Below are 16,002 nucleotides of genomic sequence, written 5' to 3'. Positions count from 1 at the left end.
CCAGATACCTGGCGCCAGGTTGCTGGGCCGCCGTCGGGTAGCAGGAAGAGGCGGAGACGCCGGGATCATCGGGACCGAGTCACACGTCCTTCGTCCCAGACCGGCGTCGTCGATTCATAGACCTCGCCGTCGGACCCGAAGACGAGGAAACGGTCGAAGTCCCGGGCGAACCAGCGGTCGTGGGTGACGGCGAGGACCGTGCCGTCGAAAGCGGTCAACGCATCCTGCAGTGCCTCGGCGGAGACGAGGTCGAGGTTGTCCGTCGGTTCGTCGAGGAGCAGCAGGGTCGCACCCGCCAGTTCGAGCAGCAGGATCTGCACTCTCGCCTGCTGTCCGCCCGAGAGTGAGTCGAAGGTCTGCTCGGCAGCACCGGCGAGTTGATAGCGGGCGAGCGCCCGCGAGGCCGGTTCCCGGGGAAGCCCATTCCGATGCTCGTCCCCGCGATGGAGGATATCGAGCAGGGTGCGACCATGCAGATCCGGCCGGCCGTGCGTCTGCGCGAACCAGCCCGGCCGAACTCTGGCTCCCAGCTTCACCTGCCCCGAATGCTCGACCGGGGCGATCTCGACATCGGAGACCGGACGGTGCTCTGGTTCTGGGTCGGTGCCGCCGGCGGCGAGCAGACGCAGGAAGTGGGACTTGCCCGAACCGTTCGAGCCGAGCACTGCGACTCGGTCCCCGTAGTGGACCTCGAGGTCGAAGGGCAGCATGAGATTCGTCAGTTCGAGACTGTGCGCCCGGATGGCGATCTTCCCGGTCCGCCCGCCGGTCAGACGCATTCCCAGATTCTGCTCGCGCGGCGTCGCCTCAGGAGGACCTGCGGCCTCGAAGCGCTCGAGCCTGGTCTGCGCCGCCCGGTACCGGGACGTCATGTCCGAGTTGTACGCGGCTTTCTGCTTGTACATCTGCACCAGCGCGCGCAGCTTCGCATGCTCCTCGTCCCACCGCTTGCGCAACTCTTCGAGACGGTCGAACCGGGACTGTCGGGCATCGTGGTAGCTTTCGAAACCACCCGGATGTGTCCAGGCGGTGTTCCCGGCGGCCGAGAGTTCGAGGGTGACGATCTCCGAGGCGGCCCGGGCCAGCAGCTCACGATCGTGGGAGACGAAGAGGACGGACTTGTCCGTGTCCCGCAGCTGGTCCTCCAACCACCTTTTGCCGGGAACGTCGAGGAAGTTGTCCGGTTCGTCGAGGACGAGGGCATCGTCGCCGCCGCGCAGCAGAGCCTCGAGGATGAGCCTCTTCTGCTCTCCCCCGGACAGGGTCGTAATCGCCCGGTCCCGACAGCGGTCGAAGGGCATTCCCAGCGCCGAGGTGGTGCAGCTGTCCCACAGCACCTCGGCTTCGTAACCTCCGACTTCACCCCATTCGCCGAGCGCAGCGGCGTAGGCCATCTGCACGTTCGTCGAGTCGCCGTCGGGCCCGAGCAGACGCTCCTCGGCCCGGCGGACCTGAGCGGCCGCCCTGCGGATGCGCTTCGGCGCCACCTCTTCGAGCGCCTCGGCGATGGTGCCGGCGGTGATGAACTGGCGCATCAGACCGACGCTGCCGGTGTGGGAGACGGAGCCCTCGTCCGGAGCGATCTCCCCGGTCAACAGCCTCAGCAGCGTTGTCTTCCCTGCCCCGTTGGCACCGATGAGTGCGGCTTTGGCCCCATCACCGACGCGAAACGACACCCCGCCGAGGAGCGGTCGACCGTCGGCGAGTGTGTACGAGACGTCATTGATCTCTATATGGCCCATGGACACAACCTATCAACGCTTCTTCACAGCGGATGCGCCCCGAACTACCCGACGGGCGCCCAGCAACGTGGCGCCAGGTTGCTGGGCCGCCGTCAGGTAGTAATGAGGGAGGGTTTGGCGTCGGAGCGGGCGACGACCTCGCGGCGGGCGACTCGGGCGGCCAGGCGGGCCTCGCCCCACTTGATGAAGCCGACGCCGCCGAGGATGAACACTCCGCCGAAGAGCTGGATCGGTGCGGGCATCTCGAAGAGCACGAGCCAGGCGACGATGACCGAGAACGGGACCTCGACGAGGTTGACGAAGGACCCGACGGTCGCGCCGACATAGCGCAGACCGAGGATGCCGGTGATGTAGGCGCCGACGGTGAAGACGACGATCATCGCCATCGGCACGATCCACGACATCGACACTCCGCCGAAGTCCACATCAGAGGCCACCGCACCCCACGGCATGACGCCGACGAGCACGATGAGCGACATCGCCAGCGCCCCGATGCCCATTCCCAGGCCGGTCAGGGCGACCGGCGGGATCGTGATCGTGTCCTTCGCCGAGACGAGGAAGTAGCTGGCCAAGCACACCGCTGCGGCCATCGCCATGACCACGCCGAAGATGCTGATCGACGATCCGCGGAGGTTGAGCACGAGCAGGAGTCCGATCATCGAGACCACGACCCCGATGAAGGTCACCGTCGCCGGCCTGGTCCGCGTGCGCGCCCAGATCCAGAACACGATGAGCATCGGCGCTGTCATCTCGAGCAGCAGCGCCACGGCCACGGTGAGGTGCTCGACGGCGACGAAGTAGAACCCCTGCACTCCGGCCATCGAGACCAGCCCGTAGGTGACGACGGTGCGCCAATGTGTGAGGACCTCGCCCCAGCGTCCGTGCAGCGCGATGAGGGTGGGGATGAGCAGCAGCACCGCTGATCCGGCCAGTCGGATGAGCACGACCGCACCCGGCGTCCACCCGATCGCGTACATCGTCTTCGCGATCGGCCCCGACACCGCGAAGAAGAACGCGGAGGCAAGAGTGAGCAGGAACCCCAAAACGACGGTGCGACTCATGACTGACCTCCTGAAGTGCTGAAACGTGAGTGGATTTGCCGGCGGAGGATCCCCGCCGAGGTGGCCCGGCGCAGGTGATTCCCCCCGCCGAGGCGGCTCGTTGTCCGGTTCTGCCGCACTGGGTCCTCCCGGCGCGCACTGGGTCCTCCCGGCGGAGGACACGGCATCGCCGTTCGTCGAACAGTTTCAGTATCGACTCTGGTTTTGAAATGAGTCAAGTGCATTTTGGTGCTTACATCCGTGTGGCAGTATGGTTCCCGCCATGGCCTTCACCTACGACATTCGCGCGAATCTCACGATGCTCGTCGACCTCCTCAACACCTCCGAGGACGTCGCGACGGACGGTGACGAGCTGACGACGACCGCCAAACTCCGCGAGTTCGCGGCCCGACACGACTTCTCCGGCCCACTGACGGCCACGAAGAGCGACGTCGCAGAGACCCTGCGACTGCGCGAACGATTCGCCGCGGCGCTCGATGCGAGCATCCGCGCCGAGACCGAGGACGAGGTCGAAACGGCCACCTCGGCGGTCGTCGAGGAGATCAATCTCACACTCAGCGACTCCGGTTCTGTGCCGCAATTGGTCAAACACGACCATTGGGACTGGCACCTGCACGCCACGGGTTCGCAGGCGAGCCTCGCCGATCGCGTGGCCGCCGATGTCGCCCTCGTCCTCATCGACCTCATCCGCTCCGGCGACCTCGATCGCCTCGGCCGCTGCGCGGCCGAGGACTGCCGGGCCTACCTCGCCGACTTCAGCCGCAATCGCTCGAAGCGCTTCTGCGACACCGGCGGCTGCGCCAACCGCACCCACGTCGCGGCCTTCCGCGCCCGCCACGCCGAGACCGACTGAAGAACTCCGACCATGTCACTGCAGCCCCTGCGCATCTCCGCCGGTCGCAAGTTCGCCGCCGGACTGGCCAGTATCATCACGATGACAGCCGCTACCCGATCCTCGACCACCCGCCTCATCCCGGCATCGGTCTGGCCGAAGGCCGTGTCGTCGACCACTGGGCAGGAACCTCCGCCAGAGCGCCAAGCCTGGCCGTGGTTCGTTTCACCGACGCCCAGGGTCGCGAACACTGGGTCCGCCACCTCGTCCAGCAGAGACCGTCGATGCAGGGCACGATCGGTCAAGTCACCTACGACCGACACCGGCCCGATCGGGTCCTGCGCTTCGCCGTGACACACCAACTCTTCGACCTTCGCCCACCGCAGCGCCCCTGAGCCGAACCCGCCCACCCCGCGTCCGCGTCGGTGACCATTCCTGAACCCAACCTGATCGCAAGCGCATTTTTCCCTGAAATCGCCCCTCCTTTCCTGAGAGCGAATGTGCCGGATCAGACCCGAAACGACTTTCCTGAGAGTTTTATCGTGATACATGTCACATTGGCATTCAGCTGACTTCCAGTTGACTCCCAGAAATGGCGCCCAGACTGGAGCCATGACTACAGCACAGAACGACGCCGACATCGAAGCCACCCTGCTCGTTGTCGATGATGAGCCCAATATCCGCGAACTCCTGTCCACCAGCCTCCGCTTCGCCGGCTTCGACGTCGTCTCGGCCGCCAACGGCGCCGAGGCCCTGCGTCTGGCCGAACAGACCGATGTCGACCTCCTCGTCCTCGACGTCATGCTGCCCGACATGGACGGCTTCACCGTCACCCGCCGTCTGCGCCAGATCGGCATGAACGCTCCGGTCGTGTTCCTCACTGCCCGGGATGACACGTCGGACAAGATCACCGGGCTGACCGTCGGCGGCGATGACTATGTGACGAAGCCCTTCAGCCTCGAAGAGGTCGTCGCCCGCATCCGCGCCGTCCTCCGCCGCACGCACAGCCTCGAGGACGAGGAGAACGCCGTCATCGTGGCGGGCGACCTCGAACTCGACGACGACACGCACGAGGTCCGCCGCTCCGGCATCCTCATCGACCTCTCCCCCACCGAGTTCAAGCTGCTGCGCTACCTCATGCTCAACACCAACCGGGTGCTGTCGAAGTCGCAGATCCTCGACCACGTGTGGGAATACGACTTCGGCGGCGACACCGGCATCGTCGAGTCCTACATCTCCTACCTGCGTCGCAAGATCGACGTCACCCCGGAGACGGACGCCGCCGGCCACCCCGTCGAGATGGAGTGGACCCCGATGATCCAGACCAAGCGCGGGGTCGGCTACATGCTGCGCACACCGGAATCCAAGTAGTCGTCCAAGCAAGGGCGATAGATTACCTACGTGGCAAAAGAATCCCGTCCCTCCCGCCCCGGCTTCTGGGAAGAATGGTCGCTGACCACCAAGCTGCTGGCCATCATGATGCTCCTCATGCTGCTCGTCCTCACCGGGACGAGCGCATGGGTGTTGGAGAACCTTCGCGACAGTCTCGTCCAACGCACCGATGAACGACTCATCAGTGCGTCCGAGACCCTGGCCAAGCAGGCCTATCGTGATGTGTTCCAGCCGGCCGAGCTCCAGTCCGGGGACGATTCCGAGGACACCGAGGATGCTCCGTCGTCGACGACGATCGATTCGAATTCCTGGGACCAGCTCAAGAGCCTGTTGCCCGGAGGCTTCTATGTGCAGTTCTACAACACCGACGGGGAAGCGATCCGCGATCCTGTCGCCCCGGAGCCGGAGAACCAACCGATCCTGCCGAAGATCGATGAGAAGGAAGTCTATGCTCGCGGCGGTGAACCCTTCACTGTAGCCGGCACGAACTCCCAGTGGCGGGCCCGAGCGATGAAGGTGAAGAACACCGACGTGCTCGTGTCCATTGCGGTGCCCTTCGACCGCGAGGTCGACAACATCAACGAACGCGCCCGCAATACGATGATCGGCATCGGCCTGCTGGCCCTGGCGATGGTCGCGGGCGTCGGCTATTGGGCGATCAACAACACGTTCAGACCCCTGCGCGACATCGAGAAGACCGCCTCGCGGATCGCCGCCGGCGACCTGTCGCAACGCGTACCCAGCTATCCGCGCAACACCGAACTCGGGCGACTGTCGGCGGCACTGAACACCATGCTCGGACGCATCGAGGACTCCTTCGACGGTCAGACGAGGTCGGAGAAGCGCATCCGCCAGTTCGTCTCCGACGCCTCGCACGAGCTGCGCACCCCGCTGGTGACGATCCGCGGCTATGCCGAGCTCTACCGGCAGGGTGCGATCACGAAGGAAGCGGACATCGGCAACGCCATGGAGCGGATGGAGTCCGAGGCCAAGCGCATGGGCGTACTCGTCGACGACCTCGTCGTGCTCGCCCGACTCGACGAACAGCGTCCCGCCGAGATCGGCCCGATCGACCTGCACAAGGTCGTCCGCGATGCCGCCGCCGATGCTGCGGCTCAGGCCCCCGATCGCGACATCAGCTTCATCGGACTCGACGGTGAGGACGCCCAGCCGGTGCCGATGATCCGCGGATCCGAATCGAAGATCCGCCAGGTCATCGTCAACCTCGCGGGCAATGCTGTGCGCCACACCCCCGAGAACACGGCGATCGAATTCGCCGTCGGCGTCGTCGGGATGCCCGAGGACCCCGGTGCCGATTCCGCGGAGTCCGGTGAGGGCCGTGACCCACAGGCGAAAGGTCAGAACGGTCGCACCGGAGCGAAGAACGGGGCAAAGGAGAAGAGCCGTGAGCGCGGTTTCGTCACCGGTGGCGTCCGCATCTTCCGCCGAGGTGACTCCGCCGGGAACGATCAGGCGGACGCTAAGGAGCCGGCCGGCATCGTCCCAGACGTGACCGCGGCGGGTTCGATCACCGTCGATGATTCCCTGCGCGGCTTCCCCAATGGTCGTGTCCGCTTCGAGGTCAGGGACCACGGCGACGGCATCGACCCCGCGGTGGTGCCGCGGATCTTCGAGCGCTTCTACCGTCTCGACGTCTCCCGGACCAGGGACACCGGCGGATCCGGTCTGGGTCTGTCGATCGTCAAGGCGATCGTGGAGAATCACCACGGCGCGATCTCCGTACACGAAACCGAAGGCGGCGGTGCGACGTTCCGCATCGATCTGCCCATCTCCGAAACCGCCGAGACCGATGCGGACATACGAAAGGACGATCGATGAGCGAGAACAGCAATCCCCAGGGCCCGTCCCGCGGTCGAGGACGGCACGGAGACGACGACCACCGCCCGTTCCCGAATCAGGAGGACGGTCGCGACGCCTCGGCGACGGGCGCTGGTTCGTCTGACGAGGACCGTGATTCCTCGGCTGAGGGCCGCGACTCCTCGACCGCGGGTCGTCGCGGTCCGACGGGCGGGGGCTATCGCAGCCAATCCCCGGAGGTTCCGCGCACCTTCCCCACCGCCTCACATCCGCAGTCGAACGGTCCTGCTCGCGTCAGCCCGCCGGTCGCACCACCAGAACGACGCCCCGATTCCGCCTCGTCGGCGCAGCACGGATACCCGCGGCAGGAGAGCCAGTCCGCCTCCGGACAGCCCACTCGGGCACAGAATCCTGTGGACGGTTTCGCCGGACGCGAGGGTCAGTCGGGTCAGCAAGGTCAGCCACAGCAGTCGTCGCCGCATCAGCCGTATCAGCCGAATGGTCAGCAGAGGGACTTCCAGTCCGGCGCTCGACAGGGAGACCAACAGTCTGGCGCTCAGCAGGGCGGGTCTCGACCGTATGCCGGCGGAGCACAGCAGAATTTCCCCGGGCCCCAGCACTCCGGCGCCTTTCCGTACGCCGGCGGTTCACAGCAGCCCGGTGCATCGCGGCAGCCCGGTGGTTCGCAGCCCCACACCGCCGCGGGCGCTGGTGCCGCCGGAGCAGCGAGCGCTGCAGGAGCGGGAGCCGGATACGCCTACTCGAACTCGTCCTATGCCTCACCGGGTGCCCAACAACCAGGCGCTCAGCAACCTGGTACTCAGCAGCCGGGTGTTCAGCAGCCGGGTCCCGGCTCTCAGCAGGTGTACGCCGCTGGCTCCTCTCCCTCGGCCATCGGGTCTCAGCCGACTGCAGTGGGGTCCCAACAGGGACCCGGCGGTGCCGGAGCCCCCGGCGGTCCCATCGGTCCCGGGGCGCCTGGCGGACAAGGCGGCCCGGGCGGCCCGGGCACCCCCGGCGAACCAGGAACCTTCGGCGCACCGGGCTACGGCCCCTACGGATCCGAACAGCCGCCTCGGCGAGGGAAGAAGGGACCCGGCTGGGGCGCGACGATCGCGATCGCGGCCATTGCCGCCCTGCTCGGCGGTGGGCTCGCCTTCGGCGGGAACTATGCGATGTCGGCTCTGCAGGGCGAAGAGCCGCGCAAAGTCGCCGAGCAGACGATCGAGACTCCGGACTGGACTCAGGTCGCGAAGAACACCTCGGGGAGTGTGATGTCGATCCAGGTCGGCACCAACGGCCAGGTCCAGGGCCTGGGCTCGGGCGCTCTCTATGACGATCAGGGCCACGTCATCACGAACAACCACGTCGTCGCACCCGCTGACACTCCCGGCGGCGAGATCTCCGTGACCATGAAGAACGGCGAGACGACGAAGGCCGAGATCGTCGGCCGCGACCCGTCCACGGACATCGCCATCATCAAGATCGAGCAGGTCCCAGACGAGGTCAAGCCGCTGACCGTGGGCGATTCGAAGAAGCTCACGGTGGGCGACCCGGTGATGGCCTTGGGCAACCCGCTGGGCCTGGCCGACTCCGTGACCACGGGCATCGTGTCCGCACTCGACCGGCCGGTGTCCACGGAGAACATCGGCGAGGACGCGAGCTCGCAGGAGAAGGAGCTCACGATCACGAACGCCATCCAGACCGATGCGGCGATCAACCCGGGCAACTCCGGTGGCCCGCTCGTCGACGGCAACGGCGAGTTCATCGGCGTCAACTCGGCCGCCGCCTCGCTCAGCCAGGCCGGAGAGGGCGAACAGTCCGGCTCGATCGGCATCGGCTTCGCGATCCCTGCCAACCAAGCAGTGATGATCGCCGATCAGCTCATCGCCAACGGCAAGGCACTGCACCCGTTCCTCGGCATCACGCTCACGGACGGGCACATCAACAACGGAGGCATCAGCCAGGGCAGCGCGAAGGTGCAGTCGGTCCAGGGCGGTTCGCCTGCCGCCAAGGCCGGCATCAAGGACGGCGATGACATCGTCGCCGTGGGTGGGACCAAGGTGAACAACGCAATTGCGCTGCGCGCCCTCGTCCGGGCTCAGCCGGTGAACAAACCCGTCGAGGTCACCGTGGTGCGCGGCGGACAGGAGCAGAAGGTCGACGTCACGCTCGTGCTGAAGTAGGCACGCAGCGCAGCAGACACGCAGGCTCCAGCCGGCGGGCAACGGGACGCTCCGGGACTCGGACGTTGGAGCCTGGGGACACCGCTGCGACTCGATCGCATGGAGGGTGTGGACAGCCGAACGCTGTCCACACCCTCTTCCTCTGCCCTTGCCCACACTCCGAGCAGACTCCGAGACTGGCGCCATCCCACCCGACCGCGGCGGGAGGTTTCCGACGAACAGGAGTGATCATGAGTTTCGAAGTCGACGCCGAACGCGTCCAGTCCGCCGCCAGCACCGCAGCCGGAACATCACGCAATCTCGTTTCCGAGTCCGACACGATGATGCGCAACCTGCTCGCGCTGCAGGAATGCTGGCGCGGAGCCGCAGCACAGAACTTCCAAGCCGTGATCAACCAGTGGAAGGATGCGCAGAAGCAGCTCATCGAATCCCTCGACTCGGTCCACGGAGCGCTGACGACCGCGGCCCGTCAATACACCGAGGTCGAAACCGCGAACTCGCGTCTCTTCGCACCCTGACGGGCAATCGTCGATCTCTTCGTTCTCGTACCCGGCGTCTGGCAAACTATCAGCCTTTCTCAGTAGACTGAAGAGCGATAGTTCGCGGCGGTGTTGGCCGAGAATCTCCGGACCGGAGTGGATCGGGTTGGCAACGTCGGGTCAAACCAATGCAGGAGTCGACTACGGATGAGTATCTTCCAACGGATCGCGACGATCTTCGGTGCCAAAGCCAACAAGGCTCTGGACAAGGCCGAGAACCCCAACGAAACCCTTGACTATTCGTACCAGAAGCAGCTCGAGCTGCTGCAGAAGGTCCGCCGCGGTGTTGCCGATGTCGCCACCAGTCGCAAGCGTCTCGAGCTGCAGATCAACCAGCTCGAACAGCAGCAGAACAAGCTCTCCGGTCAGGCGCAGAAAGCCATGGAGATCGGCCGTGAGGACCTCGCCCGCGAGGCCCTGACCCGCAAGTCCGGACTCACCCAGCAGATCACCGATCTGCAGAGCCAGCACGAGGGACTGCAGGGCGAAGAGCAGAAGCTCACCCTCGCCTCGCAGCGCCTGCAGGCCAAGGTCGACGCCTTCCGCACGAAGAAGGAGACCCTCAAGGCGACCTACAACGCAGCCGACGCACAGACCAAGATCGGCGAAGCGTTCTCGGGCATCTCCGAAGAGCTCGGCGATGTCGGAATGGCCGTCCAGCGCGCCGAGGACAAGACCGCGTCTCTGCAGGCACGTGCCGGTGCCGTCGACGAACTGCTCGCCTCCGGTGCCCTCGACGATGTCACGGGCACCCAGAAGGACGACATCACCGCACAGCTCGATTCGCTCTCCAGCGACAACGACGTGGAGATGGAACTGCAGCGGATGCGCGAGTCCCTGCCGGCCGGCTCCGAGAAGCAGGATCAGAAGTCGCTCGAAGGCGAGGATCAGCAATGATCATCCGCATCATGGGCGAAGGACAGTTCGACGTCGCCCACGTCGACCAGGACCTGCTGCAGAAGTACGACAATCAGGTCGAGGATGCCGTGAACGCCGGGAACGAAGAAGCCGCCCGCACCGCGCTGAACGCCCTGCACGACTACGTCACGGCCAACGGCCAGCCGGTCGCCGACGACTACCTCGGTTCCTCCGATGTGGTCATCCCGTTCGTCGATGCCACCTTGGCCGAGATCGCCGAGCTGCTCACGGGCGAGGGCTTCATCCCGGACCCGGCCTGAAACCGAATACCGCAATGATCAACCCGGCCCATTGTCTTCGCTTGAGACGGTGGGCCGGTTCTGCCATACCCAGAGAGGAACGACGATGAAGAATCGCTTCGTCAAAGACAACGGACTGACCATGCGGATGGGATGGACGATCTTCCTCAACGGGCTCATCTACGTCATCCTCATCCTCGCGATCTGGTGGATGTTCGGCCAGAGCGTCCCCGGCGTGATCTTCGCCGTCGTCGTCAGCGCCGGAGCATTCTTCTTCCAGTGGTACTTCTCCGACAAGATCGCCATGCGCGCCATGGGCGGCAGGGAGGTCACCCCCGAGGAGGCACCGGAGCTGCACACGATCGTCGACCGCCTCTGCCAGCTGGCTGACTCGACGAAGCCGCGTGTAGCGGTGTCGAATTCCTCGATCCCCAACGCCTTCGCCACCGGCCGCTCCCCCGAACGCTCGGTGGTGTGCGTGACCCGCGGTCTGCTCGAAAAGCTCGATCGCGACGAGGTCGAGGTCGTCCTCGCTCACGAACTCTCCCACGTCGCGCACCGCGACGTGACCGTGATGACCGTCGCCGGAGTCACCGGTGTGGTCGCTGCGCTGATGATGCGCGCAGGCTACTACATGAGCTTCGGGCGGTCGAACAACAATAACAACGGCATCCCTATCCAGCTGCTGTTCATCCTCGTCGGAGCCGTCGTCTACGGGCTGTCATTCGTCCTCATCCGAGCATTGTCCCGGTATCGTGAGCTCGCAGCCGACCGTGCCGCAGCGATCCTCACCGGTGCTCCCTCGACGCTGGCATCGGCGCTGACGAAGCTCAGCGGGGACATGAGCAAGATCCCGGAGAAAGATCTGCGCTCATCCGCCTCGGCGAACCATCTGGCCCTCATCCCGGCCATCAGCGGCAAGGCCGCCTTCGGTCAGCTCTTCTCCACCCACCCCTCGCTCGAGAAGCGGCTGGATCAGCTGGCGAAGATCTCCGCCCAGCTCTCACGCCCCGAGTGACCGGTCACGGACACGGTCGCAGCGCATTCGAGAACACGCCGCTGTCTGCCCCCACTCACCCCACAGCACCACCCGACTAGGAGTTCCATGGGTTTCTTCGACGCACTGCTCGGCCGCACCAAACCGAAGCGGGCCAACCTCGACGACCTCTTCGCCCTGCCGCCTGCCGCACTGACCCTGCAGGCGGCCACCGGCTTCACCCCGACCGGAGTCGGCGCCGTCGCCTTCCGACAGGTCGAAGGGGCCGCGTTCCAGTCGGCCGAGTCCGAGAGCGTCGCCCTCATCGGCTCCGATCCGTCCGCCTCGGTGCGGCAGGAGAACGACGGATTCGGGTTCACCTGGCAGGTCGTCTCGGATTCCGGCGCCGAGGTGGTCAACCTCGTCACGAACATCCACGCCGTGAACTCGGCGCTGGTCAATCAGGGCTTCGACACGATGCTGCTGTGCACCACCGTGTACTTCGTCCACCCCGACGGTCGGCGCATGGCGTTGGTCTACCAGTACAAGCGCGGCACGTTCTACCCGTTCGTGCAGTCGGGTCCGAAGCAGCGGGACAATCCGCTCGAGATCCAGGTCAAGGGCATCCTCTCCGGTGAGCTTCCGTTCGAGGAGGACACCTCGAACTGGTCGGCCCTGTGGGATGCTCCGGGCATGAACGACACCCCGGGGGCGCCCGAACTGGAGTGAGCGCTCCGGTGGCACGGACGGCCAACCGGCTGCGTCATCCAGCAACGAGCAAATCACCATCAGACAAGTGGAGGGCGTCCCCGCGGGGACGCCCTCCACTGTCTTCTCGATAAGTCTGTGTTCTCGATATGTCTCTGTACGTGAGCGGCGCTTCTCAGCCCTGTTCGGCGCCCACCTCGAAGGCTTCGCCGAGGGCTTCGATACGGTCGCCGGGACGGATGGTCGCACCTCGGCGGGTTTCGACCTCGCCGTTGACGGTGACCTCACCGTCGGCGATCATGTCCTTGGCCATGGCACCGTGTTCGGCCACACCGTGGAGTTTGAGCAGCTGACCGAGCTTGATCGACTCACCGCGGATCTCGATCGTCTCCATCAGAAGTCGAACCCGTCGAACAGTCCGCCGCCGTCACCGCCGAAGAGTCCGCCGCCGTCTCCTCCGTCACCGCCGAAGAAGCCGCCGTCGCCACCTCCGTCGCCCATGTCGCCACCGGCGTCTCCGCCGCCGCCATCTCCCATGTCACCGCCGTAGGCACCGTCCCAGCCGCCGCCCATTCCGCCGAACATCATGGCACCCATGAGGACGCCGGGAAGCAGGCCGGAGCCGGCGTAGGAGTTGAAGTAGCCGCGGTTGTACTCGGCGTAGGCAGGGCCGGCCTCCCAATAGGCGCGGCGCGTGTGTCCGTCAGCCGTGACGACCTTGCGCACCATGGGATCGGCGCCGACGGCCACGCGTTCGGCATCGGCAGCGCACACGGGTACGGGGCGCAGCTGACCGCCGGCAGGGGCCCAGTCGATGTCCTCGACCGATGGTCCGTGCTGCGGGTTGAAGAAGCAGGGCGGACGGCGCATGGGAAGCGGCTTGCCTTCGACGCGGGCGCGCACGCACTTCGCGGCGTAGCGCCCGTCTTCGAGCGCCTCGGTGACGTGACGGATGTCAGCGGGTTCGGAGACCTTCTCGAGGGTCTCCTTGGCGATGTCGTAGGAGTCCAGCGCCTGCTTGTAGTCCTGCGCTCCACCAGTGTCGAGATCCACACCCGATGTGATGATGTCGAGTTCGGCGACTTCTTCGCCGAACGATGTGACATCCTCTTCGGCGGTCTTCTTCACCTGCTGGAGTTCGGCAGCGTGGATTTCCCGCTGACGTCGCTTCTCTTTACGGTGGCCGATGAAGAAAACGGCTCCGAGAACAACGAGCAGCAACAGAAATACTTCAGTCACGATCTATGCCTCCCCGGCTATCTGCGTCCTCGAACAGTATGCCCGACGAAACTGACAGACGACTGAACCCGTCCCCCACATCCGCTCAGTTCTCGAGCACCTCACAGCAGGGCCGCAGCCCCTTTGAGGAGTGCCGCGGCTCCCCCGCCGAAGGCGAGGACGAGCATGCCGATCCGTGCGATCGAAGCGTCGATGCGCCGTGACAGCCAGTCCCCGCCGATCAGTCCCGCCACGAGGACGAGGACCAGACCGATCCACGTGCCGATCGACAGGGCGGGCCACGCCCCACCGTGGGCGATCAACTTCGCCACCACCGCCGAGGCGGTCCCCACGACGAGGAACGGCTGCAGGGTGGCCGCGAAGGACCGCTGTTCCCAGTCCGTGAGCACCGCGTAGGCGCTGACGGCCGGTCCCCCGGCCCCCGCTGCCGCCGACATCGCCCCGGAGAGCGCACCGAACCCGAATCGCGTACCGAGGTTCGCCGGCATCCTGCGACCGAGGCGACCGAGAGCCAAAGAGCTGATGAGCGAGACGATGATGAGCAGTCCGATGAGGATCTGCAGCGGCGCGGTCGGCAGCGCGGAGGCGAGAAGGGCGCCGGGGATCGTCCCGATCACCGCGCCCAGGGCCAGGTGGCGGAACGACGCCCACTCCACCTCGGCGAAGGTGCGGGCGAAGACCGAAGCCGAGGCGACGATCCCACAGATGTTGACGAGGATGATCCCGCTGTACGGGTCGAGGAGGAGGACGAGGAAGGGGCCGCTGACCAGGCCGAATCCCATCCCGGTGACGCGTTGGGACAGCGCCCCGAGGAACACGGCGAAGAGGATGAGCACGACGACGGGTTCCACCCCGTCGAGTCTAATGCAGTGCACTTCCCACGCTGCCGGCAGTGCATCTCCCAGCCTGCATGCGGCGCACTTCCCGGTCGTTGCCCCGATCGGCGGGCCGGAGCGGGGTTACAGTATTCATCATGAACTCTCCTCCCCTCTGGTCGCGATTCAGTGCCGATCCGCGATCGCACGGAAAGGTCCGTGCCTCCGACGCCGACCGTGCGGTCGTCTCCGATGTGCTCTCGGAAGCGTATGCGCTCGGTCAGCTCGACGTGGAGGAATTCGACGAACGCTCCGAGGCGGCCGCGAAGGTCAAGACTCTCGGTGAGGTCCCAGCACTGATCGAGGACCTCGTCCTGGCGGACCCGTCCGAGGTCGAACCGAGCAAACTCGACGATGCCGGCCGTGCGCAGGCCCTGGCCCGGCTCGAGGCCGACCGGGTTCCGATCACGCCTGAGCAGATCGACGCCGCGGCACAGCAGTACTACCGGGATCGGGTGCGCCGGGCAGCGCTCGGCCTCATCGCCGGCCCCGGCGGAATCACGTTGGCCATCTGGGCGTTCACATCGATCGCACGTGGGGATTTCATCTTCTTCTGGCCGATCTTCGTCATCATTCCGATGCTCCTGGGATTCTTCTCCCGAGTCGGTCACAAGGAGGAGACGATCCGCGAGCGCAAGCGGGAACTCACGCGCAGGGCGCGGGCCCACCTCGGCGATGCGGAGGCCAAACGCGAACTCGAGAAGGGTGAGCAGTCGGCCGATGACTACGAATCCGAGTTCGGCAGAGGACTGCAGCCGCCGCACCCGTCTCACCCGCCGTATTCGCCCGGACAGATCGCCCGCCGGGATGAGCGGCGCCGGCGCCGTGAAGGGCGGCGTGCTCACCGTGACAACCCCTGGGACTGACGCGGGTCGTCGTTGCTGAGCCGACCCCGATGCCGGTAGCCGGCCGCCCCGATCGGCTCATCAGACCTGGAAGACCCGGATCTGGCCGAAGTCCTGCGCCTTGTGCGTGGTGAACCACATCGTGTGGGAGAAGTGCCTGAGATCATCGCTGTCCGCTTCGGCCTGCCAATAGCCCCAGGCGGCCGCTGCCTTGCCGTGGGTGATCGCGGCTTCGAGGTGGCCGGCCTCGGGCGAATGCGCCGAGAGCTCCAGCAGCGCGTCGACGACCTCGTCACGGCCGGTGGCGGTCCGGACGCCCTCGGGCCGGACGATCTGGAGCACACAGTCCTCAGCGACCGCCTCGCCGAGGGAATCCCTGACTCCATTGAAGAGGTTCTCTTCGAACTCGGCGACGAAGACGTTCTTCGGGCTGTTTCCGCAGGCATCGGTGCCGATGAAAGTCATGCGCCCAGCCTATGCGGGCGCATCTGCGAGGACAATACTCGAGGGCACCGCTGAAGCGAATCGCCCGAGGCCGGGCATACTCAGCGCCTCCTCGTCGGGGAACACGGCACCCGCGGAACGCACATGGCGCCTGTGAACCGGGCATGAAAACGGCCGTGCCGGCACCC

General features: G+C 65.9%; 16 protein-coding genes. 10 read left to right on the top strand and 6 right to left on the bottom strand.

The window, feature by feature from the left end; translation table 11 throughout:
• Positions 1-65 precede the first annotated feature (65 nt).
• Both HK401_RS01490 and HK401_RS01485 read right to left on the bottom strand, forming a co-directional pair.
• A complete protein-coding gene (locus HK401_RS01490; protein WP_181272880.1) occupies positions 66-1,742 on the bottom strand; it encodes an ABC-F family ATP-binding cassette domain-containing protein in 1,677 nt (558 codons plus the stop codon).
• Between the two features lie 92 nt (positions 1,743-1,834).
• Positions 1,835-2,803, bottom strand: coding sequence for an EamA family transporter (locus HK401_RS01485; RefSeq protein ID WP_181272879.1), 969 nt, complete (start codon positions 2,801-2,803; stop codon positions 1,835-1,837).
• Positions 2,804-3,065: 262 nt separating this feature from the next.
• Between HK401_RS01485 and HK401_RS01480 the strand changes: the two genes are divergently transcribed.
• The 9 genes from HK401_RS01480 (at position 3,066) to pspAB (ending at position 12,432) form a co-directional block, all read left to right on the top strand.
• Positions 3,066-3,656, top strand: a complete 591-nt coding sequence (locus HK401_RS01480; protein WP_181272878.1) for a CGNR zinc finger domain-containing protein — start codon at positions 3,066-3,068, stop codon at positions 3,654-3,656.
• 591 nt (positions 3,657-4,247) lie between these two features.
• Positions 4,248-5,006 carry a response regulator transcription factor gene (locus HK401_RS01475; protein WP_181272877.1) on the top strand — a complete coding sequence of 253 codons (759 nt, stop codon included), beginning with the start codon at positions 4,248-4,250 and terminating at the stop codon, positions 5,004-5,006.
• A 30-nt stretch (positions 5,007-5,036) separates the two neighbouring features.
• A complete protein-coding gene (locus tag HK401_RS01470) occupies positions 5,037-6,866 on the top strand; it encodes a sensor histidine kinase (RefSeq protein WP_181272876.1) in 1,830 nt (609 codons plus the stop codon).
• Positions 6,863-9,031: a S1C family serine protease gene (locus tag HK401_RS01465; protein ID WP_181272875.1), complete on the top strand. Its 2,169-nt coding sequence runs from the start codon at positions 6,863-6,865 to the stop codon at positions 9,029-9,031. The genes HK401_RS01470 and HK401_RS01465 overlap by 4 nt, the downstream gene beginning before the upstream one ends.
• Before the next feature lie 230 nt (positions 9,032-9,261).
• The gene (locus tag HK401_RS01460) at positions 9,262-9,549 is read left to right on the top strand and encodes a WXG100 family type VII secretion target (RefSeq protein WP_181272874.1); all 288 of its coding nucleotides are present in this window, start codon (positions 9,262-9,264) and stop codon (positions 9,547-9,549) included.
• 168 nt (positions 9,550-9,717) lie between these two features.
• Positions 9,718-10,467: a PspA/IM30 family protein gene (locus HK401_RS01455; protein WP_181272873.1), complete on the top strand. Its 750-nt coding sequence runs from the start codon at positions 9,718-9,720 to the stop codon at positions 10,465-10,467.
• Positions 10,464-10,748: a PspA-associated protein PspAA gene (pspAA, locus tag HK401_RS01450; protein WP_181272872.1), complete on the top strand. Its 285-nt coding sequence runs from the start codon at positions 10,464-10,466 to the stop codon at positions 10,746-10,748. The genes HK401_RS01455 and pspAA overlap by 4 nt, the downstream gene beginning before the upstream one ends.
• An 85-nt stretch (positions 10,749-10,833) precedes the next feature.
• On the top strand, positions 10,834-11,745 hold the full coding sequence (gene htpX, locus HK401_RS01445) for a zinc metalloprotease HtpX (RefSeq protein WP_181272871.1): 912 nt from the start codon (positions 10,834-10,836) through the stop codon (positions 11,743-11,745).
• A gap of 87 nt (positions 11,746-11,832) precedes the next feature.
• Positions 11,833-12,432, top strand: coding sequence for a PspA-associated protein PspAB (pspAB, locus tag HK401_RS01440; RefSeq protein ID WP_181272870.1), 600 nt, complete (start codon positions 11,833-11,835; stop codon positions 12,430-12,432).
• 154 nt (positions 12,433-12,586) lie between these two features.
• Here the strand turns inward: pspAB and HK401_RS01435 are convergent, their stop codons facing one another.
• The 3 genes from HK401_RS01435 to HK401_RS01425 form a co-directional block, all read right to left on the bottom strand.
• Positions 12,587-12,805 (bottom strand): RNA-binding S4 domain-containing protein, encoded by a 219-nt coding sequence (locus tag HK401_RS01435; RefSeq protein WP_181272869.1) that lies wholly within the window; start codon positions 12,803-12,805, stop codon positions 12,587-12,589.
• Positions 12,805-13,650, bottom strand: a complete 846-nt coding sequence (locus HK401_RS01430) for a hypothetical protein (RefSeq protein ID WP_181272868.1) — start codon at positions 13,648-13,650, stop codon at positions 12,805-12,807. Before HK401_RS01430 ends, HK401_RS01435 begins: the two co-directional genes overlap by 1 nt.
• Before the next feature lie 101 nt (positions 13,651-13,751).
• The gene (locus HK401_RS01425) at positions 13,752-14,501 is read right to left on the bottom strand and encodes a TSUP family transporter (protein ID WP_181272867.1); all 750 of its coding nucleotides are present in this window, start codon (positions 14,499-14,501) and stop codon (positions 13,752-13,754) included.
• A gap of 122 nt (positions 14,502-14,623) precedes the next feature.
• On the opposite strand from HK401_RS01425, the gene HK401_RS01420 reads away from it, so the two are divergent.
• A complete protein-coding gene (locus tag HK401_RS01420; RefSeq protein ID WP_181272866.1) occupies positions 14,624-15,391 on the top strand; it encodes a DUF1707 SHOCT-like domain-containing protein in 768 nt (255 codons plus the stop codon).
• 60 nt (positions 15,392-15,451) lie between these two features.
• On the opposite strand, the gene HK401_RS01415 is transcribed toward HK401_RS01420, so the two are convergent.
• A complete protein-coding gene (locus HK401_RS01415) occupies positions 15,452-15,835 on the bottom strand; it encodes a hypothetical protein (RefSeq protein WP_181272865.1) in 384 nt (127 codons plus the stop codon).
• Positions 15,836-16,002: the final 167 nt, after the last annotated feature.

This window comes from Brevibacterium oceani, from assembly GCF_013623835.1.
Classification (GTDB): domain Bacteria; phylum Actinomycetota; class Actinomycetes; order Actinomycetales; family Brevibacteriaceae; genus Brevibacterium; species Brevibacterium oceani.
This window is presented reverse-complemented; position numbering and strand designations above follow the sequence as displayed.